Source organism: Streptomyces sp. NBC_01306 (genome assembly GCF_026340465.1).
Lineage (GTDB): Bacteria > Actinomycetota > Actinomycetes > Streptomycetales > Streptomycetaceae > Streptomyces.
In genome coordinates this window covers 7,146,337-7,166,063 of the sequence record NZ_JAPEPC010000001.1, presented here as the reverse complement: position 1 = coordinate 7,166,063, position 19,727 = coordinate 7,146,337, and the positions used below count along the sequence as shown (strand labels likewise).

General features: G+C 71.3%; 18 protein-coding genes. 4 read left to right on the top strand and 14 right to left on the bottom strand.

Going from position 1 to position 19,727, the window contains the following annotated elements:
• Positions 1-3: 3 nt before the first annotated feature.
• Both OG385_RS31785 and OG385_RS31780 read right to left on the bottom strand, forming a co-directional pair.
• On the bottom strand, positions 4-180 hold the full coding sequence (locus OG385_RS31785) for a hypothetical protein (RefSeq protein ID WP_266860031.1): 177 nt from the start codon (positions 178-180) through the stop codon (positions 4-6).
• Positions 181-515: 335 nt separating this feature from the next.
• On the bottom strand, positions 516-1,124 hold the full coding sequence (locus tag OG385_RS31780; protein WP_266860029.1) for a TetR/AcrR family transcriptional regulator: 609 nt from the start codon (positions 1,122-1,124) through the stop codon (positions 516-518).
• Between the two features lie 47 nt (positions 1,125-1,171).
• On the opposite strand from OG385_RS31780, the gene OG385_RS31775 reads away from it, so the two are divergent.
• Positions 1,172-1,669, top strand: a complete 498-nt coding sequence (locus OG385_RS31775) for an SRPBCC family protein (RefSeq protein ID WP_266860027.1) — start codon at positions 1,172-1,174, stop codon at positions 1,667-1,669.
• Here the strand turns inward: OG385_RS31775 and arsB are convergent, their stop codons facing one another.
• Together arsB and OG385_RS31765 are read right to left on the bottom strand one after the other, a co-directional pair.
• Positions 1,670-2,761 carry an ACR3 family arsenite efflux transporter gene (arsB, locus tag OG385_RS31770; RefSeq protein ID WP_266860025.1) on the bottom strand — a complete coding sequence of 364 codons (1,092 nt, stop codon included), beginning with the start codon at positions 2,759-2,761 and terminating at the stop codon, positions 1,670-1,672.
• Positions 2,758-3,156 carry a helix-turn-helix transcriptional regulator gene (locus OG385_RS31765; protein ID WP_266860023.1) on the bottom strand — a complete coding sequence of 133 codons (399 nt, stop codon included), beginning with the start codon at positions 3,154-3,156 and terminating at the stop codon, positions 2,758-2,760. Before OG385_RS31765 ends, arsB begins: the two co-directional genes overlap by 4 nt.
• A 78-nt stretch (positions 3,157-3,234) precedes the next feature.
• Here OG385_RS31765 and OG385_RS31760 point away from each other — a divergent pair, with 78 nt between their 5' ends.
• Complete coding sequence (locus OG385_RS31760; protein WP_266860021.1) at positions 3,235-3,708, top strand: ArsI/CadI family heavy metal resistance metalloenzyme; 474 nt, start codon at positions 3,235-3,237, stop codon at positions 3,706-3,708.
• A gap of 146 nt (positions 3,709-3,854) precedes the next feature.
• Here the strand turns inward: OG385_RS31760 and OG385_RS31755 are convergent, their stop codons facing one another.
• The 4 genes from OG385_RS31755 to OG385_RS31740 form a co-directional block, all read right to left on the bottom strand.
• A complete protein-coding gene (locus OG385_RS31755; protein ID WP_266860019.1) occupies positions 3,855-5,396 on the bottom strand; it encodes an acyl-CoA synthetase in 1,542 nt (513 codons plus the stop codon).
• A 111-nt stretch (positions 5,397-5,507) separates the two neighbouring features.
• Positions 5,508-6,605, bottom strand: a complete 1,098-nt coding sequence (locus tag OG385_RS31750) for a calcium:proton antiporter (RefSeq protein ID WP_266860017.1) — start codon at positions 6,603-6,605, stop codon at positions 5,508-5,510.
• 83 nt (positions 6,606-6,688) lie between these two features.
• The gene (locus OG385_RS31745; RefSeq protein ID WP_266860015.1) at positions 6,689-8,251 is read right to left on the bottom strand and encodes an acyl-CoA synthetase; all 1,563 of its coding nucleotides are present in this window, start codon (positions 8,249-8,251) and stop codon (positions 6,689-6,691) included.
• Positions 8,251-9,357 carry a nitronate monooxygenase family protein gene (locus OG385_RS31740; protein WP_266860013.1) on the bottom strand — a complete coding sequence of 369 codons (1,107 nt, stop codon included), beginning with the start codon at positions 9,355-9,357 and terminating at the stop codon, positions 8,251-8,253. The genes OG385_RS31745 and OG385_RS31740 overlap by 1 nt, the downstream gene beginning before the upstream one ends.
• 171 nt (positions 9,358-9,528) lie before the next feature.
• Between OG385_RS31740 and OG385_RS31735 the strand changes: the two genes are divergently transcribed.
• Together OG385_RS31735 and OG385_RS31730 are read left to right on the top strand one after the other, a co-directional pair.
• Positions 9,529-11,403, top strand: coding sequence for a serine hydrolase (locus OG385_RS31735; protein WP_266860011.1), 1,875 nt, complete (start codon positions 9,529-9,531; stop codon positions 11,401-11,403).
• 222 nt (positions 11,404-11,625) lie between these two features.
• A complete protein-coding gene (locus tag OG385_RS31730) occupies positions 11,626-12,357 on the top strand; it encodes a DUF4232 domain-containing protein (RefSeq protein ID WP_266860009.1) in 732 nt (243 codons plus the stop codon).
• Positions 12,358-12,525: 168 nt separating this feature from the next.
• Here the strand turns inward: OG385_RS31730 and OG385_RS31725 are convergent, their stop codons facing one another.
• The 6 genes from OG385_RS31725 to OG385_RS31700 all read right to left on the bottom strand — a co-directional run bounded on the left by OG385_RS31725 (position 12,526) and on the right by OG385_RS31700 (position 19,724).
• Positions 12,526-14,763: a serine/threonine-protein kinase gene (locus OG385_RS31725; RefSeq protein ID WP_266860007.1), complete on the bottom strand. Its 2,238-nt coding sequence runs from the start codon at positions 14,761-14,763 to the stop codon at positions 12,526-12,528.
• Positions 14,745-15,692 carry an oxygenase MpaB family protein gene (locus OG385_RS31720; protein ID WP_266860005.1) on the bottom strand — a complete coding sequence of 316 codons (948 nt, stop codon included), beginning with the start codon at positions 15,690-15,692 and terminating at the stop codon, positions 14,745-14,747. The genes OG385_RS31725 and OG385_RS31720 overlap by 19 nt, the downstream gene beginning before the upstream one ends.
• 648 nt (positions 15,693-16,340) lie before the next feature.
• Positions 16,341-17,333: a sugar kinase gene (locus OG385_RS31715; RefSeq protein ID WP_266861291.1), complete on the bottom strand. Its 993-nt coding sequence runs from the start codon at positions 17,331-17,333 to the stop codon at positions 16,341-16,343.
• Positions 17,334-17,338: 5 nt separating this feature from the next.
• Positions 17,339-18,208, bottom strand: a complete 870-nt coding sequence (locus OG385_RS31710) for an SMP-30/gluconolactonase/LRE family protein (protein ID WP_266860003.1) — start codon at positions 18,206-18,208, stop codon at positions 17,339-17,341.
• On the bottom strand, positions 18,205-18,852 hold the full coding sequence (locus OG385_RS31705; RefSeq protein ID WP_266860001.1) for a bifunctional 4-hydroxy-2-oxoglutarate aldolase/2-dehydro-3-deoxy-phosphogluconate aldolase: 648 nt from the start codon (positions 18,850-18,852) through the stop codon (positions 18,205-18,207). Before OG385_RS31705 ends, OG385_RS31710 begins: the two co-directional genes overlap by 4 nt.
• Positions 18,840-19,724: a hypothetical protein gene (locus OG385_RS31700; protein ID WP_266859999.1), complete on the bottom strand. Its 885-nt coding sequence runs from the start codon at positions 19,722-19,724 to the stop codon at positions 18,840-18,842. Before OG385_RS31700 ends, OG385_RS31705 begins: the two co-directional genes overlap by 13 nt.
• Positions 19,725-19,727: the final 3 nt, after the last annotated feature.

Genomic DNA, 19,727 nt, shown 5'->3' with positions numbered 1-19,727 from the left:
CGCTCACTGTGCGACCACCGCCCGAATCGCGACCGCCGAGGAGACGACGGCGATGAGTACGGGGACGATCGCGGAGTACAGGCGGGTCTGCCGGTCCCGCTCCCGGCGGTCGCGTTCGTCACGCTGGTACTGCTCGAAGTCGTCTTCGAGCTTGTCCCGCTCGGACTTGACGACCTGCAATTCGTTCTGGATGCGAGGGAGTTCCTGGCCGGTGTACCGCTTCTCGGCCTCGAAGATCAGCTGCGGGGTGAAGGACGCGAGCTGGATGGCGAGCGCGTCGGGCCGCCGGTCGATCTCTTCTGGAGGTAGCCGAACCGACGCCCCAGCTCGGCGTTCGACAGCTCGTCAGGCACACGGTGCTCCTCAGTCGGTGGGCTTGGTCGGCACCGTGGCGATCTGGACCGGGACGGGCTCGACCGGCTCGACCTGGCCGCGCGTGAGGAAACTCAGCCCGCGAGATCAGGGTGTTGACTGCTTCCAGCCGTGTCCCGTGAGCCGGCCCTTGTCGCTGTCCGTCACTCCGAGCCGTAGTACAGCCGGAGGAACTCCTCCATCGCCGCGTCGACGCCGGCACGGTCACCGGTGGCGAGCAGGTCGAGCAGTAGACCGCGGACAGTGGCGAGTCCCATTCTGGCGCGTCTCCGGGCCACGGCAGGGTCCGCTCCTGCGCTGACCTCGGCGGCCACGAGCGGCTCCAGCCAGTCCTTCACAAGCCCTTCGAGAACCGGAGCCGCCTCGGGGCGGCCTCGCAGCGCCTGCCCGCAGATTTCGAAGAAGAGCCGCTCCTGACCGGCCAGCCGAGGGTCCGTCAGCTGCTGCCACAGCCGGCGCGCGATGCCGGCGGGCGAGAGCCCGGGCTCCAGGCGGAGCCGGGACAGGAGATCGCGCTGACGTCGCTCCGACGTCCGGACGATCTCGACGAACAGCTGTTCCTTGGATCCGAAGTAGTGGATCAGCATGCGATGGCTGACGCCGATCGCAGCGCCCAGGCGGCGCAGGCTCAGGTCCCCGATGCCGTGTGCCGCGACGTGATCGACGGCCGCGTCCACCAGTTGGGCGCGCCGGTCCCCATGGGTGCGTTGCCCGGCCTTGCCGTCGGTATGCGAGTCGTCCGTATTCACCACGGACGCGAGTGTACCAATCGGTACATGCCGCATGTACCGTGTGGTACATGAAGTCTGTCACCGTGTCGATCCACGTACCTCAGACGCCGGAGCAGGTCTACGGCTTCCTCGATGTCATGGCTCACCACGAGCGGTTCACCAACCACTACCTGACCGACTGGCGCTACAGCGGCCCTGCCCGCGGCATCGGATCGTGCGTGACGGTGACCGCCGCTCTGGGCGGGACCAAGACCGACGTCACCATCGAGGTCGTGGAGGCCGACGTGCCGCGGCGCATCGTCGAACGCAACGTCAGCGCGGCCGGCCGACGCGTGGCCCACGGCACCTATGCCATGGAACCGCTGCGAACCGGTGGGACCCACATCTCGTTCACCTACAGGTGGGTGCACGCCCCTCTCGCCGACCGGCTGCTGGCCCCCGCCGTTCGAACCATGATGCGGCGCGCCAACTCGGTGGCCATGCGACGCCTGGCCACCGAGTTGGCGCACCACGTGCCCGCCGCCGGCGTTGCGGAGGCAGACGAACAACACGGAGGGAATGCGTAGTCAGGCAGGGGCGCGGTCTTCCTCGGCCAGGGGCGCGGTGGCGGTGAAGAAGCGGCGGGCGTACAGCGCGACGTAGACGAGGCCGATCAGTACGGGTACTTCGATGAGCGGGCCGACCACACCGGCAAGTGCCTGTCCGGACGTGGCGCCGAACGTGGCGATGGCTACCGCGATGGCCAGTTCGAAGTTGTTGCCGGCGGCGATGAACGCGAGCGTCGTGGCACGCGAGTGGTTGAGTCCCACGGCCCGGCCGACCGCCATCGATCCGGCCCACATGATCGCGAAGTACACGAGGAGCGGCAACGCGATGCGGACGACGTCGAGCGGCTGCGAGGTGATTGCGTCGCCTTGCAGCGCGAACAGGACGATGATCGTGAACAGCAGCCCGTACAGGGCGAACGGCCCGATGCGCGGGATCAGCTTCGCCTCGTACCAGGCACGGCCCTTGGCCTTCTCGCCGATTCGGCGCGTGAGGTAGCCGGCGGCGAGTGGGATTCCGAGGAAGATCAGTACGCTTCGGGTGATCTCCCACACGGATACGTCGAGACCGGCCTGTTCGAGGCCGAGCCATCCGGGCAGCACGGACAGGTAGAACCAGCCGAGGGCAGAGAACGCGATCACCTGGAACACCGAATTCAGCGCCACCAGGACGGCGGCGGCCTCGCGGTCACCGCAGGCGAGGTCGTTCCAGATGATCACCATGGCGATACAGCGTGCCAACCCCACGATGATCAGGCCCGTGCGGTACTCGGGCAGGTCGGGCAGGAACAGCCACGCCAACGCGAACATGAGCGCCGGTCCGACGATCCAGTTCAGCAGCAGTGAGGGCAGCAGCAGGCGGCGGTCGCGGGTGACGGTGTCGAGCCGGTCGTACCTCACCTTGGCGAGGACCGGGTACATCATCACGAGCAGGCCGAGCGCGATCGGCAGTGATACGCCGGTCACGGTGACCTTGGCGAGCGCGTCCCCGAGGCCGGGCACGATGCGGCCGAGACCGAGGCCGAGCGCCATCGCGGCGAGAATCCACACGGCGAGGTAGCGGTCGAGGAAGGAGAGGCGCCCGGCGACCGCCCGCTCGGGCGCGGGGCTCACGCGGTCACCTCGGCGGGCGTGGGCAGGGGTTCGCCGGCGGGGCGGGTCAGGACGCCTGCGAGGCGGTCGGTCATCTCGGGCAGCAGCCAGTAGTAGACCCACGTACCGCGGCGCTCGCAGTCGATGAGGCCGGCCTGCCGAAGCAGCTTGAGGTGATGCGAGATCGTCGGCTGCGACAGCTCAAAGGCGGGGGTCAGGTCGCAGACGCAGACCTCGCCGCCGGCGCGCGAGGCGATCAGCGACAGCAGGCGCAACCGCACCGGGTCGCCCAGCGCCTTGAAGACCTTCGCCAGTTCCACGGCCTGTCCCTCGTCGAGGGGAGCGGTCAGCAGCCCGGGGCAGCAGGCGCCGGTCTCGTCGGTCTGGCCGAGCACCGCAAGCTCTTGTTTCGACATGCTTCTATGTTGACGTCCATCGATTCAAGATGCAACCTTGAATCGACAGACCTCAATACAGCCGATCGGAGCCCTGCCATGTCCCGTGCACAGCTCGCCCTGCGCGTCAGCGACCTTGAAGCGTCGGTGACCTTCTACTCGAAGCTGTTCGGCACCGAACCGTCCAAGCGGCGTGCGGGATACGCCAACTTCGCCATTACGGAGCCGCCGCTCAAGCTCGTCCTGATCGAGGGCGAGCCCGGACAGGAGACCCGCCTCGACCACCTCGGCGTAGAGGTGGAAGCCACCGAGCAGGTGACCGCCGCAACGACTCGTCTCAAGGACGCCGGCCTGGCCACCTTCGAGGAGAACGACACCTCGTGCTGCTACGCCCTACAGGACAAGGTGTGGGTGCACGCCCCCGGCAAGGAGCCGTGGGAGGTCTACGTTGTCAAGGCCGACGCAGACCAGCTGGGCAAGAGTCCTGTCTTGGAGGGCAACGCGTGCTGCAGCAGCGAGCCCGCTCCTACGGATCCCTCCCCTGCAGCAGCTGGTTGCGCATGCGGCAGCTGACTCATCGCCCTCCTGGACTGTGAGATGACCTGGCGCTGCTCTCGAAGGTCGCCGGCTCGAACCCGGCATCGCCCTGCTCGAACCCGGCATCGCCCTGGAAAGTTGCCGGCTTGACCCCGAAACGCTCGAACGGCCGGCGGGCACGTTCAAACGGATCGTGGATCCGCGAAGCGGTCCCGCAGCTCGCGCTTGAGGATCTTCCCGCTGGCGTTCCGCGGCAGCGAGTCCACGAACAGGACCCGCTTCGGGGCCTTGAAGTGCGGGAGGGATGCGCGGGCGTGGGCGAGCAGTTCGGCCTCGGTGATCTCGTCGCACACCACGACCACGGCCGTGACCGCCTCGATCCAGCGGTCGTCGGGCAGTCCGACGACCGCTGCCTCGGTGACCCCGGGGTGGGTGTAGAGCGCGTCCTCGACCTGGCGTGAGGCGACCAGTACGCCTCCGGAGTTGATGACGTCCTTCAGCCGGTCGACCACGGTGAAGTACCCCTGGGCGTCGCGCACCGCGAGATCGCCGGAGTGGAACCACCCGTCGCGGAAGGCTTCCGCGGTCTCCTCGGGCTTGCCCCAGTAGCCCTCGCACAACTGCGGTGAGCGGTAGACGACTTCGCCCGCCGTGCCGTCGGGTACCTCGTCGCCGTTCTCGTCGACCACCATGGCCTCCACGAAGAGAACGGGCCGGCCGCAGGAGTCCATCCGCCCCTCGTGCTCGTCCGGCCCCAGGACCATGGCCAGCGGGCCGATCTCGCTCTGGCCGAAACAGTTGTGGAAGGCCAGACCGGGCAGCCGCTCCCGCAGGCGTTCCAGGACGGGTACCGGCATGATCGACGCGCCGTAGAACGCCTTGCGCAGCCCGCTCAGATCGCGGGTGGCGAAGCCGGGGTGGTGCGAGAAGCCGATCCACACGGTGGGCGGCGCGAAGAGCGTGTCCGCGAGCCCGGCCTCGACCAGCCGGAACACCTCGGCCGCGTCCGGGGCGTCCAGGATCGTGTTCTCGGCGCCCACCGCCAGATACGGCAGCAGAAAGACGTGCAGCTGGGCCGAGTGGTACAGCGGCAGCGCGTGCAGCGGCCGGTCCGACTCCTGAAGGCCGAGGGCGGTGATGGCGCTGACGTACTCGTGGACGAGCGCCCGGTGCGTCATCATCGCGCCCTTGGCGAGTGCGGTGGTGCCCGAGGTGTAGAGCAGCTGCACCAGGTCCTCGGAGCCGGGCGGGCGCTCGGGGGTGAAGGACCGGGGAGCGCCGAGCGCGGTCAGCAGCGAGTCGTCGCCCCCGCGCAGCAGGAGCACCGGGAACCCGTCCGGTACGGCGTCGGCGAGGCCGGGGTCGGCGAGTACCAGCGCGCTGCCCGACTGGCCCAGGATGTAGGCCAGTTCGTCACCCGAAAGGTTCTGGTTCACCGGGACATGGATCAGCCCGGCCCGGGCGCAGGCGAGGAAGCCGATGAGGTAGACGTCCGAGTTGTTGCCGTAGGAGGCGACCCGGTCGCCGGTCCGCAGCCCGCGTGCTGTCAGGACGGCGGCCGCCGTGCTGACGGCCTCGTCGAGGGCCGCGTAGGTCCAGGAGCGGTCCCCGTACCGGACCGCGGTACGCCCGGGCACCCGCCGCGCGCTGCGGCGCAGGATTCCGTCGACCGTGCTGGCGCGTACACCTGTCGTGGCCTGTGTCGTGGCGTGGTCCTGTGTCATGGCGTGATCCTGCGGTTCACCGGGGGCCCGGTCAAGGGAGCCGTCCCGGGTGGGTGAACGGCGGGACCACCAGGGGCCGGCCGTCGGCTCCCGGCGACAGCGCGCCCCGGCTCAGGGGCTGACGGCCAGGAAGACGAAGGCGGCGAAGATCGCGAGGTGGATGCCGCCCTGCATCAAGGTCGCCCGGCCGGGGACGATGGTCAGCGCGCCGACCACGACGGTCAGCGCGAGCAGCACCATATGGGTGGCTCCGAGGCCGAGCAGCAGCGGGCCGGTGAGCCAGACCGAGGCCAGCGCGATGGCGGGGATCGTCAGTCCGATGCTCGCCATGGCCGAGCCGAGCCCCAGATTGAGGCTGGTCTGGACACGGTCGCGGCGCGCCGCCCGTACCGCGGCGAGCGTCTCGGGCAGCAGCACGAGCAGCGCGATCACCACGCCGACGACCGCGTGGGGCAGCCCTGCCGCGGCGACGCCCGACTCCAGGGTCGGCGAGATGGCTTTCGCGTTGCCCACCACGGCGATCAGCGCGACCAGCAGCAGCCCGAGGCTGAGCAGGGCGGCCCGTCGGCCGGGCGGCGCCGCGTGGCCGTCCTCGTCCTGGATCTCGCCCTCCTGGGTGACGGGCAGGAAGTAGTCCCGGTGACGCACCGTCTGGACGGCGACGAAGAGGCCGTACAGGCAGAGTGAGGCGATGGCGGCGAAGGCCAGCTGCGGGCCGCTGAACTCCGGTCCCGGCGTCCTGGTGAACGTCGGCAGGACCAGAGTGAGGGTCGCGAGCGCCGCCACGGCGGACAGCGCGGTGCCCGATCCCTCGGCGTTGAAGACGGCGACCCCGCGGCGTACCGCGCCGACGAGCAGGGAGAGACCCACGATCCCGTTGCAGGTGATCATCACCGCGGCGAAGACGGTGTCCCGGGCGAGTGAGGAGTACTTGGAGCCGCCGTCGGCCATCAGTGTGACGATGAGCGCCACCTCGATGACGGTGACGGCGACCGCCAGCACCAGTGACCCGAAGGGTTCCCCCACCCGGTGGGCGATCACCTCGGCGTGGTGCACGGCGGCCAGCACCGCTCCGGCCAGGCAGAGCGCCACCAGGACCACGGCGAAGACCGGCAGATCGCGGCCCCAGCTGAGGATCAGGGCCACGACAGCGACCACGGGGACCGCGGTGGTCCACTGTGCCGCCAGGGCCCGGTTCGGCGCTCTCATGGGGCCACGCTGGCAGAGATGATCAGCGGCTGCCCGGCGAGCCCGCCCTGCCGGGCGGGACGGCAGGGCTCCGCCCGGAGAGGTCAGACGGCGCGCTCGTGGCCCTCCCAGTACGGTTCGCGCAGCCGCCGCTTGTAGAGCTTGCCGTTGGGGTCGCGCGGCATCGTCTCGATGAAGTCGACGGTCCTGGGGCGTTTGTACCCGGCGAGCCGGGACTCGCAGTGGGCGAGGATCTCGGCGGCGAGCGCATCGCCTGGCTCGGCGCCCTCGGCCGGTTCGATGACGGCCTTGACCTCCTCGCCCCAGTCGGTGTGCGGGATGCCGAAGGCCGCGGCGTCGGCGACCGCGGGGTGGGTGAGCAGCGCGGACTCGATCTCGGCCGGGTAGATGTTGACCCCGCCGGAGATGATCATGTCGATCTTGCGGTCGCGGAGGAAGAGGTAGCCGTCCTCGTCGAGCAGGCCCAGATCGCCGACGGTGAAGAAGTCGCCGATGCGGTTCTTCGCCGTCTTGGCCTCGTCCTTGTGGTAGCTGAAGCCGCCGGTGGACATCTTCATGTAGACGGTGCCGAGTTCGCCGGGCGGCAGCCGGTTGCCGTCGTCGTCGTGGATGGCGAGTTCGCTGATGGGCCAGGCCTTGCCGACGGTGCCCGGCTTCTTCAGCCAGTCCTCGGCCGTGGCGAAGGCGCCGCCGCCCTCGCTGGCCGCGTAGTACTCCTCGACGCAGTGGCCCCACCACTCGATCATCGCCCGCTTGACGTGGTCGGGGCAGGGCGCGGCGCCGTGGATGGCATGGCGCATCGACGTCACGTCGTACCGCCCCTTGACCTCGTCCGGCAGGGCGAGGAGGCGGTGGAACTGGGTCGGGACCATGTGCGTGTGCGTGCATCCGTGCGCGTCGATGGCGCGCAGCATCTCCTCGGGCGTCCACTTGTCCATCAGGACCAGGGGGTGGCCGATGTGCAGGGCAGCGCCGGCGAACTGGAGCACGGCGGTGTGGTAGAGCGGCGAGCAGACGAGGTGGACGTTGCCGTCGAAGGGCTTGATCCCGAAGATCCCGAGGAACCCGCCGAGGTAGGTCTCCTCGGGCAGCTTGCCGGACAGCGGCCGGCGGATGCCGCGGGGCCGTCCGGTGGTGCCCGAGGTGTAGTTCATCACCCAGCCGAGAGTGCGGTCCTCCGGTACGGATCCCGGCTGGCCGCCGGGGAGTTCGCCGTAGGGACGGAAGCCCGGTATGGCGCCGACCGCGTACCGGTGGGTCGCGGGGAGCCCGGCTTCGTCCGCCGCTGTGGTCGCCGCTTCGGCGAACCGCTCGTGGGCGATGAGGACCTTGGCCCCCGAGTCGGAGACGATCCAGGCGATCTCAGGACCCACGAAGTGGTGGTTGACCGGGACCAGATAGAGACCGGCCTGCGAGGCGGCCAGATACGCGGTGAGCAACTCGACGCTGTTCGGCAGGACGACCGCGAAGGCGTCCCCGCGCTCCAGACCGGCGGCGCGCAGTCCGTGCACCAGCTGGTTGACGGCCGTGTGCAGCCGTCCGGCGGTCCACTCCTCGCCGTCGGGTGCGATCACGACCGTGCGGCCGGGGTCGGCGGTGGCCTGGGCCCAGAAGCCGTTGGGGGTTCCGCTGTCCTTGGCTGCCATCAGTGACTCCGTCCTGCGATGCGGTTGATCCGGTCGACGGCCCGCTCGAAGCCGCGGGTCAGCTCGTCGAAGACCTCCTGGACACCGCGTTCGGAGTTCATCCGGCCGACGATCTGGCCCACCGGGGTGCCGAGCAGTGGCGCGACCTCGTACTTCTGGATCCGGGAGACCGCGTCGGCGACGAGCAGACCCTGGAGCGGCATGGGCAGAGTGCCGGGCCCTGCGGGGTCGTCCCAGGCGTCGGTCCATTCGGTACGGAGCTGACGGGCGGGTTTTCCGGTGAGCGCGCGGGAGCGCACGGTGTCGCCGGAGCCCGCCTCGATGAGCTTTTGGGTGAGGGCGCGGGAGTGCATCTCGGCCTCGGTCGTGGTGAGCCAGAGCGAGCCGAGCCAGACGCCCTGGGCGCCGAGCGCGATACCGGCGGCGATCTGCTCCCCGCTGCCGATCCCGCCGGCGGCCAGCACCGGCAGCGGGGACACGGCGTCGACCACGTCGGGTGTCAGCACCATGGAGGCGATGTCCCCGGTGTGGCCGCCCGCCTCGTACCCCTGGGCCACGACGATGTCGATGCCGGCCTCGGCATGGCGGCGGGCGTGCTTGGCGCTGCCGGCCAGTGCCGCAACCAGGACATCGTGGCGGTGGGCGCGTTCGATGACGTCGGCGGGCGGCGAGCCGAGGGCGTTGGCGAGCAGTTTGATCGGATAGTCGAAGGCGACGTCGAGCTGGTTGCGGGCGACCTGTTCCATCCACCCGGTGATCCGCCAGCCGGAAGGTTCCCCCTCGGGCCACGCGGGAACCCCGTGTTTGGCGAGGGTCTCCTCCACGAACCGGCGGTGCCCCTCCGGGATCATCGCCTCGACCTCGGCCTCCGTCACCCCCTCCACCTTTTTCGCGGGCATGACGACGTCGAGGCCGTACGGCAGCCCGCCGGTGTGCTCCTGCATCCAGTCGAGATCACGCGCCAGTTCGTCGGGGGCGGTGTACCGGACCGCTCCGAGTACCCCGAATCCGCCGGCCCGGGTGATGGCGGCGGCCACGGCGGGAAAGGGCGTGAAGCCGAAGATTGCGTGCTCGATCCCCAGTTTCTTGCTCAGCTCCGTCTCCATGGGGCGCAGGATGCCCCAGCGGAGCAGCCGAGGGAAGAGATTTTCTGATGCTGTGTCAGATTCTTTGGAGCGCCGGGGACACGCGGTACGAGGGTTGACACCCCCGCACCGATGGCAGAAAGTTTCCGCAGTCGATCAAGGCCCCGAAAGATACTTTCAAGGAGTGCTGGGATGAGCGGCAACGCGGCGGGCGGGGACATCAGCAGGCGCGGGCTGGGCGGCGGAATGCTGGCCCTGGGAGGGGCACTCGCCCTGGCCTCGCTCCCGCTGGGACCGGCCGCCGCGGCCGCGGGACCGGCCGCGGGTCCCGGATCCGGGCACGGCGCGGACCCAGGCGCTCCGAACTCGGGCCCGAACTCGAACTCCGGCTCCGGCTCCGGCTCCGGCTCCGGGCGTACGACGCTCCGGCGCGGCACCGCCGAGCAGGCCGGTCTGCTGCCGGACCCACTGCGCCAACTGGTCAGCGACGCCCGGGCGTTCCTCGGCCCCTCCCCCACCCACCCGTGGTACGCGGGCGCCGTTCTGCTCGCCGGGCGCGGCGGCACGGTAGCGCTGCACGAGCCCATCGGACACGCGGTGCGTTACTCGGCGTACGACGAGAAGTCCGACACCGGCGTCGAGTTCCCCGCGGACCAGCAGATCGCGGCGGACCGGGACACCCTCTACGACCTGGCTTCCGTCTCCAAGCTCTTCACATCCCTCGTGGCGGTGCAGCAGATCGAACGGGGCACGCTGGAGCTGACCGCGAAGGTCGCCTCGTACCTCCCCGAGTTCGGCGCGGCCGGCAAGGGGGACATGACGGTACGCCAGCTCCTCACGCACACCTCCGGATTCCGCGCGACGCTGGCGCTGTACAAGGAGCCGACGCGGGAGGGGAGACTGCGGATGCTGTGGAACGAGGCGCCGATCAACACCCCCGGTACCGCGTATCTCTACTCCGACCTCAACCTCATCTCGTTGCAGCTGGTCCTGGAGCGGATCACCGGGCGCACGCTCGACGTGCTGGTCCGTGAGGGGATCACCGCACCGCTCGGGATGCACCGCACGCGATACAACCCGCCCGCCGCCTGGAAGCCGCGGATCGCGGCCACCGAGGACGCCAGGCGGCCCTGGTCGGGCCTCGACCGCGGGCTGGTCTGGGGAGAGGTGCACGACGAGAACGCCTACAGTTTCGGCGGGGTCGCCGGTCACGCCGGAGTCTTCTCCTGCGCCTGGGACTTGGCGGTGCTCGCCCGCACCCTGCTGAACGGCGGCGCGTACGGACCCGCCCGCATCCTGCGTCCCGACTCCGTCGGTCTGCTGTTCACCGACTTCAACACCGCGTTCCCGGGCGACAATCACGGTCTGGGCTTCGAGCTCTACCAGCACTGGTACATGGGCGCGATGGCCACCCCACGCACCGCGGGCCACACCGGGTTCACCGGAACCAGCCTGGTGCTCGACCCGTCAACCGACTCCTTCCTGATCATGCTGGGCAACTCGGTCCACCCGGTGCGCAACTGGCGTACGGGGAGCGCCCCCCGGGTCCAGGCGGGCAACAGCCTGGCGCGGGCGGTGCCGGTGCGTCCCGCGCACGGGCGTACGGCCTGGTTCTCCGGCATGGCGAGTGCGACGACGGCCACCCTGACCCTGCCCGCCGTCGTCCCGGCGTCCGGGCGGGCACGGCTCGGCGCCTCGGTGTGGTGGGACAGCGAACCGCACGCCGACTTCCTGTTCCTGGAGGCGTCGGCGGACACCGGTGCGGCCTGGCAGCCGGTGCCCTTCTCCACCACCGCCGAGGGGCAGCGACCCGAGAACCGTCCGGCGGGCTCGGTGGACGGCTGGTCGGGCCGCGTCTGGCACCGGCTGGAGGCGGATCTGACAGCGTGGCGCGGCAAGGCGGTGCGGCTGCGCTGGCGTTACACGACCGATCAGCTGTACGTGGGCCGCGGGGCGTACGTCACCGGCATCATGGTCGGGGACGGCCGCCGTACGGTCTTCGACGAGACCCGGGCGTCGGACGCGGCCCGGATCGAGGCGACCGGCTGGGTGCGTTCCGCGGACTGACGCGGCCGGTGACACCCGGTCAGGAGGTCTCGGCGCACGACCGGTTCATCCGGCCCGCGGAGATCGTACAGAAATCACACAGAGATTCATGTCACATACAGGGATTCCCGCCTCCTCTGCAACCGATCTGATGCCCGCGACGTGATATCGGTTCGGAGATCACTTACAGATCGCTTACTCACGCGTAGATCACGTACGCACGATTCCAGGGGCCCCACACTCATGACCACACAGCTGAACCGACTCCCCCGCCGGATGGCAGCCCTTCTCGCTGTCACCGCGCTCAGCCTCGGCGCCGCCGCCTGTTCGTCGTCGTCCGACGACAAGGCATCGGGGGATTCCTCATCGGCCACCTCGTCCGAGAGCGCCACGTCGGGCCAGGGGACGGCCGGTTCGGACAGCTCCAGCAGCTCGGCCTCCGGCAAGGACTCCAGCGGCACTGCGTCCAACAGCGGTACGAACGCGACGGAGAGCTCCTCCACCGGTGGCGGCAAGGGAGCGGCGGCGGGCAGCTCAGCGGGATCGCGCTGCCACACCGCCGATCTGAAGGCGGCCTTCGCCACGGGCGGCGACGCCGTGCCCGACATGAAGTCCGACAACCAGACGCAGGCCTCGGTGGCGTTCACCAACATCGGCAAGAGCACCTGCACGCTGACCGGCTTCGCCGGCGTCGACATGGTCGGCGACCAGGCGTCCGACGGCACCTGGTCGCTGGCGCGCTCCTCGAAGCCGACCACCACCGTCTCGCTGTCGCCCGGGGACACCACCGACTTCAGCATCACGCTCGGCGCGACCACGGAGAAGGGCTCGGGCAGCTTCCAGCCCGGTCTGGTGCGGATCACCCCGCCCAACGAGAAGACCCAGTTCGCGCTGAAGTGGCCGTTCGGTGGCGCTGTCACCAAGCAGGACGGCGCCACCCACCCGGCGACGTACGTCAACCCGATCGGGTCCTGACACCCGGGTCCTGTCCGGCTCTTCACGGTCCACGCGATCGTCGAAAGTTCTTCGCGGTTCTTCGTGGTCTTCGCGGACCGTAAGGCCGTGAGACCGTCGCGGGCCGGACAGGGCCCCGTTCGTTTGATACCCCCCGGACTGATACCTGCTGCCCCGCACAGCGGCGGCTCACAGCCCCGGCGCGCTCCGCTGCTGCCGGCGCGCGGCGACCTGGCGGTACAGCTCCGCGGCCTCGTCCCCGCAGCCCAGCTGCTCCAGGCAGTGTGCCTCGTCGTTGCGGCTGGCCAGCGCGTCCGGGTGGTCGAGGCCGAGCACCCGCTCCCGGGCCGCGGCGACCGCCCGGTAGACGGTGAGCGCGTCCGCCCAGCGGCCCAGCCAGCCCAGCCCGACAGCGATTTCGCGGCGGCTGACCAGGGTGTCCGGGTGGTCGCCGCCCAGCGCCTGTTCGCGCAGTGCGCAGACCTCGCGCGCCTCGGCGAGCGCCTCGTCCCACCGGCCGAGCCGGCCGAGGTTCACCCCCAGGCCGTGGCGGGCCCGCAGGGTCTCCGGGTCGGCAGGCCCCTGGACCCGGGTGCGGTCGCCGACCAGCGCGCCGAACCGTTCGAGGGCTTCCGCGCTGCGGCCCAGCCGGCCCAGGCTGATGGCCACCTCGTAACGGGTGGCGAGGGTGTCGGGGTGATCGGCGCCCAGCGCCTGTTCACGGGCGGCGGCCACCTCCCGGTAGATCTCCAGCGCCTCCGGCCAGCGCCCCAGCTGTCCCAGCGCGTAGGCGACTTCGTACCGGGTCACCAGGGTGTCCGGGTGCGCGGCGCCGAGCACGGCGGCACGCGCAGCGGCGACCTCGCACGCCATCCGGTGCGAGTCCTCCAGCCGCCCCAGCCTGCTCAGGTTGAAGGCGAGGTTGTGCCGGCAGCGCAGCGTGTCCGGGTGGTCAGGACCGACGGTGCGCTCCCGGGCGGCGAGCACCGACGCGTACACCTGGTGCGCCTCGAAGTGGCGGCCGAGCTGACCCAGTACGTACGCGGTCTCCTGCCGGGCGGCGAGGGTCTCGGGATGGTCGGCGCCCAGGGCCCGCTCCCGGCCGTCGGCGACCCGGGTGAACTCGCGCAGCGCGTCGGCCGCCCGCCCGGTACGGCTCAGTGTGAAGCCCACCTCGTAACGGCTGGCCAGGGTGTCCGGATGGCCGGGGCCGAGGACGTACTCACGCTCGGCCGCCACGGCCCGGTGCACCTCCCCCGCCTCCGCCCAGCGGCCCAGCCGGCTCAGGCTCAGCCCGGCGTTGTGGCGGCCGGCGAGCGCGGCGACCAGGTCCGGCGGCGGGGTGGGCCGCTGCCCGGTGGAGGCCACAGGGACGGCGGCGGCTCCGCGCGGAGGTCCGGCGGTCGTCCACTCACCGGTGAGCGCCGTCGCCCGGTCGGTGGGGGTGGAGGTGACCGTCCAGGTCCCGGTGGCCTTGTGGCCGGTGGTCATGGACCGGGTCCAGGGCGGCAGCGGGGGCAGCCGCGGGGGCAGCTGGACCGCAGGCCCCGGCACGGCCGTCGCGGCCAGCCCTGCCGCCGGTGTCTCCGGGCCGAGCAGCAGGCCGAACTCCCTGGCGTCCGCGGGGCGCTCGTCCGGGGTCTTGGCGAGCAGGTCGAGGACGGCCCGGTCGAAGAACTCCGGCAGTTCGGACCGGTGGCTGCGCGGTGGTTCGGGCACGGTGTCCCGGTGTCCGACGAGCACCGCCCAGGCGTCGTCGAGGTCGAACGGCGGTGCCCCGGTGGCGATTTCGTACAGCACGCACCCCAGTGAGTAGAGATCGCTGCGGTGGTCGATCTCACCGCCGCCGATCTGCTCGGGTGACATGTAGTGCGGGGTGCCCATGGCGATGCCGGTACCGGTGAGCCGGGAGGTGAAGCCGATGTCGTGGCCCAGGCGGGCGATGCCGAAGTCGCAGATCTTCACCGTGCCGTCGGTGAGCCGCATGATGTTGGCGGGCTTCAGGTCCCGGTGGACGATGCCCTGTTCATGGGTGTACGCGAGGGCGGAGGCGACCTGCCGGGCGATGTCGACGACGTCGGGCACCGGCAGCGGCCGCTGCTCGTTCGCGACGAGGAGCTGGCTGAGGTTCTGGCCGTCGAGCAGCTCCATGACGAGGTACAGGACGCCCTCGTACTCACCGAAGTCGTGGACGACGGTGACCCCGCGATGCTGGAGGGAGGCCGCGACCCGCGCCTCGCGGCGGAAGCGCTCGCGCAGCACCCGGGTGAAGGACTGGTCGTGCTGGGGTCCCAGCGGCTTGAGGCACTTGACGGCGACATGGCGGCCCAGGGACTCGTCACGCGCCCGCCACACCTCGCCCATGCCCCCGCGCCCGATCGCTTCGAGCAGCCGGTACCGGCCGTGGATCAGCCTGGTGTCCGCCATCTCGTGCTGTCGCCCCCGTCGCCTCGCTGCACCGTCCCCGGCCCGTCCAGTATGGCGTCCGGTGTCCGGAGTTTGTACGGTGCCGGACGGCTGCCCGGGCCCAAGCGCGCCATTGCCTTCAGAATATGGCCAGGTGGCAGCTGCCAGCGCAGCCGGTCGGGGATGCAGCGCAGGGCGTTGCCGGTGGCGGTGAGCCGACGGTTCACGGTCTCCGGGCCGGGTGCCGGTCTCCCGTAGAGCTCATGGGCGTACGGAGGCAGTGAGGCGTACGCGAGAGCGGCCACCTGCCGCCAGAGCGCCGCGCGCGCCGGAGCGAGAACGGCGGGAACGGGGGGCCTGCGCAGGAACGCGTCGACCTCGCGGGACTCCGCGGTGGCGGCGAGTTCGGGGCGTACCGACTCGAAGTACGCGGCGAGTGCGGCCCGGTCCGCGGGCACCTCCGCCGGGTCGAGCCCGACCAGCCGGGCGCTCTCGCGGTTCTCGTCGATGTAGCGGTCGGCCTGCGCGTCGCCGATGGGGACGCCGGAGCGGCGCAGGACGCCGAGGTACGAGTCGATCTCGGCGCAGTGCACCCAGAGCAGGAGCGCCGGCTCACCGACGCCGTACCGCTCCGCGGTCACGGGATCGGTGGCACCGAGGAAGCTGTGGATCCGGCGGACCCGGGCGCCCGCCTGCTCGGCGGCCTCGGTCGTGCCGTAGGTGATGGTGCCGACGAAGCTCGCGGTGCGCAGCAGCCGCCCCCAGGCGTCCCGGCGGAAGTCCGAATTCTGGATGACACCGCGGACCGCGCGGGGGTGCAGCGCCTGGAGGTAGAGGGCGCGGACACCGGCGATCCACATGACCGGGTCCGCGTGTGCCTGCCAGGTCACCGATCCGGGGCCGAAGAGGCCGGGGTCCGGTCGGTCCGCCGTACGCGGTCTGTCGCTCATGCCGCTCCGCCGCCGCTCGTTGTCCTGCCGGCAGCTCGCTGGTTGCTACCGACCGGCCGTCTCCGTTCCCGGACCGGTTCCGGGCCGGACCTCCTGGGTCACATGTCCCCCACGTACGGGATGCCCCGGTTCGCAGCGCGCCACTCCGTGCTGAGCGTGCGGGTTCCCTCCCGGACGAACGCCGCGGGAGAGCGATGCGCTCCCCTCGCTGCCCGGCCCGGCCGGGAGGGTCGGGTCAACAGCAAAGCGATCCCGAAGAAATGGCCTAGGCCTCGACGGAGGAGCCCTGCGCCCCGGGCCACTGAGTGGCCGGGGTCATTCCGTTGGCCCCATGAGACACCGAAGAGCCCTGCGCCCCGGGCCATTGGGTTGCCACGGTCTTGCTGGTGCTCCCAGGAGACTCAGCCGCCGCCTGCCAGGCCAGGCCGAGCACCGACAACGAAAGCACTGCTGAAAGAGCAGCAGCGGTCAGTTTCTTCTTACCGTTGTTCATAGGTTCCCCTCAGCGCCTCAACCAGCTGGCAGAATCCGTCAGTTGGCAACTCTCCGCTGGTCAGGCGGTCGGTTGTGCGATGATCCGTCAGATTAACATGGCACGCACACGCGACTTGTGGCCTGTGCGTCCAGCTCAGCGGCCGGATCGCCGGGTCACCCACCTTCTGCCCACTCCGCCGGCGCCGCGTCGAGCAGCTCGGCGAGGCGGGCGCGGTCCGGCAGGGGGCCGTGGTCGCCGGTCACCCGCAGTGCGGCGCCCGCCGTCAGATGCCCCAGCCGCAGCGCCCGTACGGGTTCTTCGCCGCGCAGCAGCCCGGCGAGGAACCCGGCAGCGAACGCGTCGCCGGCGCCCACCGGTTCGATGACTTCGACCGGGGGCGCGGGCACCGTGTGAACCCGGGGGCCGTCGAAGGCGGTGGCGGCCCGGGCACCGTCCTTGACGACGAGGACGGGCGGCTGTGGCAGCAACTCCCGTACGGCGAAGGCGTCGGCCAGTTCGTCTCCCCACAGCGCCTGCGCCTCGTCGAGGCCCACGAACGTGATGTCCGCCCTTCGGGCGAGCCCGAGCAGCACGGCGGGCGCCGCACCGTCCGCCCACAGAGCGGCCCGGTGGTTGACGTCGAAGCTCACGGGGCACGGGCGTTCAGCGATGTCGGGCCGGAGCAGCGCGAGGACCAGGTCCCGGCAGCCCGCCGAGAGCGCCGGGGTGATGCCGCTGAGGTGGACGAGGCCTGCGGAGCGCACGGCGTCGTCGTCCAGGAGGTCCGGGGTCAGGGCCGAGGCGGCGGAGCCGCGGCGGTAGTAGTGGACGCGGGTGCCCTCGGTGCCGGGGTCCTTGACGAGGAGTCCGGTCGGGCGGTGCGGGTCGGTGCGTACGCCGCTGATGTCGACACCGGCCGCCGCCACCTCTGCGCGGATCCGGTGTCCGAACGGGTCGTCACCGAGCGCGGAGACCCAACGGCTGGGCACCCCGTGGTCGGCGAGGTACATCGCCACGTTGGACTCGGCGCCCGCGATCCGGATCCCGAGCAGACCGGCGCCGTCCAGCGGGGCGGCGGGTTCGGGGATCAGCGCGGCCATGGTCTCACCGATACAGGTCACCGGCCCGGTCACCGGCCGCCGGCCGGTTCCGTGGGAGCTGTGCATCGACGTCACTCGGTTCTCCCGGGGTGGTAGGCACACGTGGGCAGGCCCCGGACGCCGACCCGGGTGGCGAAGACCGCGCCGTCCAGCGGTCCGGGTGCGGCGAGACCGTGCCGCGCGCTGGTGACGTACAGACTGTCCCCGTCGAGGCACAGCCCGGCGGGCTGCGTCGCCGGAATGCGGATCTGCCGGTCCAAGGTGCCGTCGGCGCGGTAGCGGTGGACGGTGCCGGTGCCCCAGACCGCAGTCCACAGGGCGCCTTCGGCGTCCACCGTCATACCGTCGGGGCTGCCGCGGTCGAAGACGGCGAAAGTGTCCGGCGTACCCGGCAGTCCGGTGTCCGGATCGACCGGGTACCGGCGGATGATGCCCTTGGCGCTGTCGGCGAGGTACATCACGGTGCCGTCCGCGGAGAATGCCGGGCCGTTGGGCACGGTGAGGCCGTCCAGCACCCGGATCACCGTGCCGTCGTGATCGACACGGTAGAGGGAGCCCGCGCCGTCCTCGGCGTCGCAGGCCATGCTGCCCGCCCAGAACCTGCCGTACGGATCGGCGGTCGCGTCGTTCATCCGCATGGCCGTGGCGGCCCCGTCCTCGGGGCGCGCGAGCCACTCGGTCCGCCCGTGCGCGGTGATCAGACAGATGCCGGTTCCGGCGGCCGCGATCCAGGTTCCGGGGCGAGCGTGTACGGGGGCGACCGCGCCCAGGGGCACGGGCAGCCGGGCGAGTTGCGTCAGCGGAGCTGAGCGGTCCGTTGGTCCGGCCAGCAGCCGCCCGGTGAGGATGTCGACGAGGACGATGCCGCCGTCGACCGCGCGTATTCCTTCACCGAGCCCGAGCCGGTCCTGCCAGCAGACGGCCGGGGTGCCGGCGGTCATCGGACGGTGTCCGCGGAGGCGGCGGCGCGTACGGCGTCGCGGAAGGCGCGCGCCCGCTCGCGCAGTGCTGCGGTGCTGCCGCCGTCGGCCGCGTCGCCGATCAGCGGCGAGCCGACACCCACGGCGGTGGCCCCGTGCGCGAGATAGCTCCCGGCCGCGCCGGCGTCCACCCCTCCGACCGGCACGAACGGCGCGTCCGGGAACGGGCCCCGCAGTGCCCTCAGATATCCGGGGCCACCGGCCTGCGCAGCGGGAAAGATCTTGAACGCGTCCGCACCGAGCCGCCGCGCGGCGACGATGTCGGTGGGGGTCATCACCCCTGCCAGGACGGGCAGCCCGAGGCGCCCGGCCTCGGTGACGGCCTCGCAGACGGCAGGGGTGACGACGAAGCCGGCTCCCGCGTCCCGCACCGCGTGTGCGTCCTCGGCGGTGAGCACGGTGCCCGCACCGAGCGGCGCACCTGGACCCAGCGCGGCGCGGGCCCGGCGGATGACGTCGAGTGCGTCCTTGCCGCTGAGAGAGACCTCGATGAGCGGGAGGTGCTCCTCCGCCAGGGTCAGTACGGTTCTGAGCGCGGCGTCCGCGTCGGCGCCGCGCACGATGGCGACGATCCGGTGGGTGCGCAGCGCGGTCAGCAGATCCACGGGTGAGTTCCCCTCCTGTCGGTGTCTTCCGGCGCCGTGCCGGATTCGGATTCCGGCTCCGTCTGTGGCGCTGGTTGTGTCCACGGCTCCGGTGCCTGCGCAGCCAGGGTGAGACGCCAGCGGACCTCGCCGCTGCGCGGAACGCACGCGGCGTCCCCGTCCCGCGCGGCCGCCAGGTCGAACACCCGACCGAGCATGGGCTCGACGCCCACGGACCGGTACGGCTCCCGCTCGGGGAAGCCGCCGAGGTTGCGCCACACCGCCACGGACACCGGCTGGCCTTCGGCCTCGACGGCCATGCGCAACGTGGCCGCGCCGTCGCGGACGCACACCTGTGGGGTGTCCACGACGGCGCCGACCGCCGTCCCGTCATCCGGCCCGAGACGGTCGAGCCCTGCCGTCCGCCCCGGCTGCGACGGCCAGGAACAAGGGGTCCACCGGGCGCCGCTGTCGGGATAGAAGCGGGTCGGCGTGCCGCCCCTGATCCCGATGTGCGCCTCCTCCGAGAGATCGAACAGCGCGTGCGCGGCCCACAGGAAGCGGTAGCCGGGTTCTGCCGTGAGCCGGTAGTCGGCCACCGCGCGGTCCCCGTCGCCGCGAATCCGGCGGCTGAGCCGGAAGTCCGGGCAGTCGACGGACTCGGTGCCACCGGCCCGCTGCCAGGGCCGGGTCCAGGCATCGCCGTGGTCGGGTGTGCCGCGTACGGTCGGTACGCATTCCTCCAGGCCACCGGCGTCGGCGAAGGCGTCGCCCGGGATGGCGCCCGGGCGGCGCGGCTCGTCACGGTGCCAGAGCCATTCGCGGCCGGCCGCCCGCAGCGACGTCCACCTCCCGCCGCAGGCCGGGTCGGTCTCGATTCTGATGGTGGGCATCGT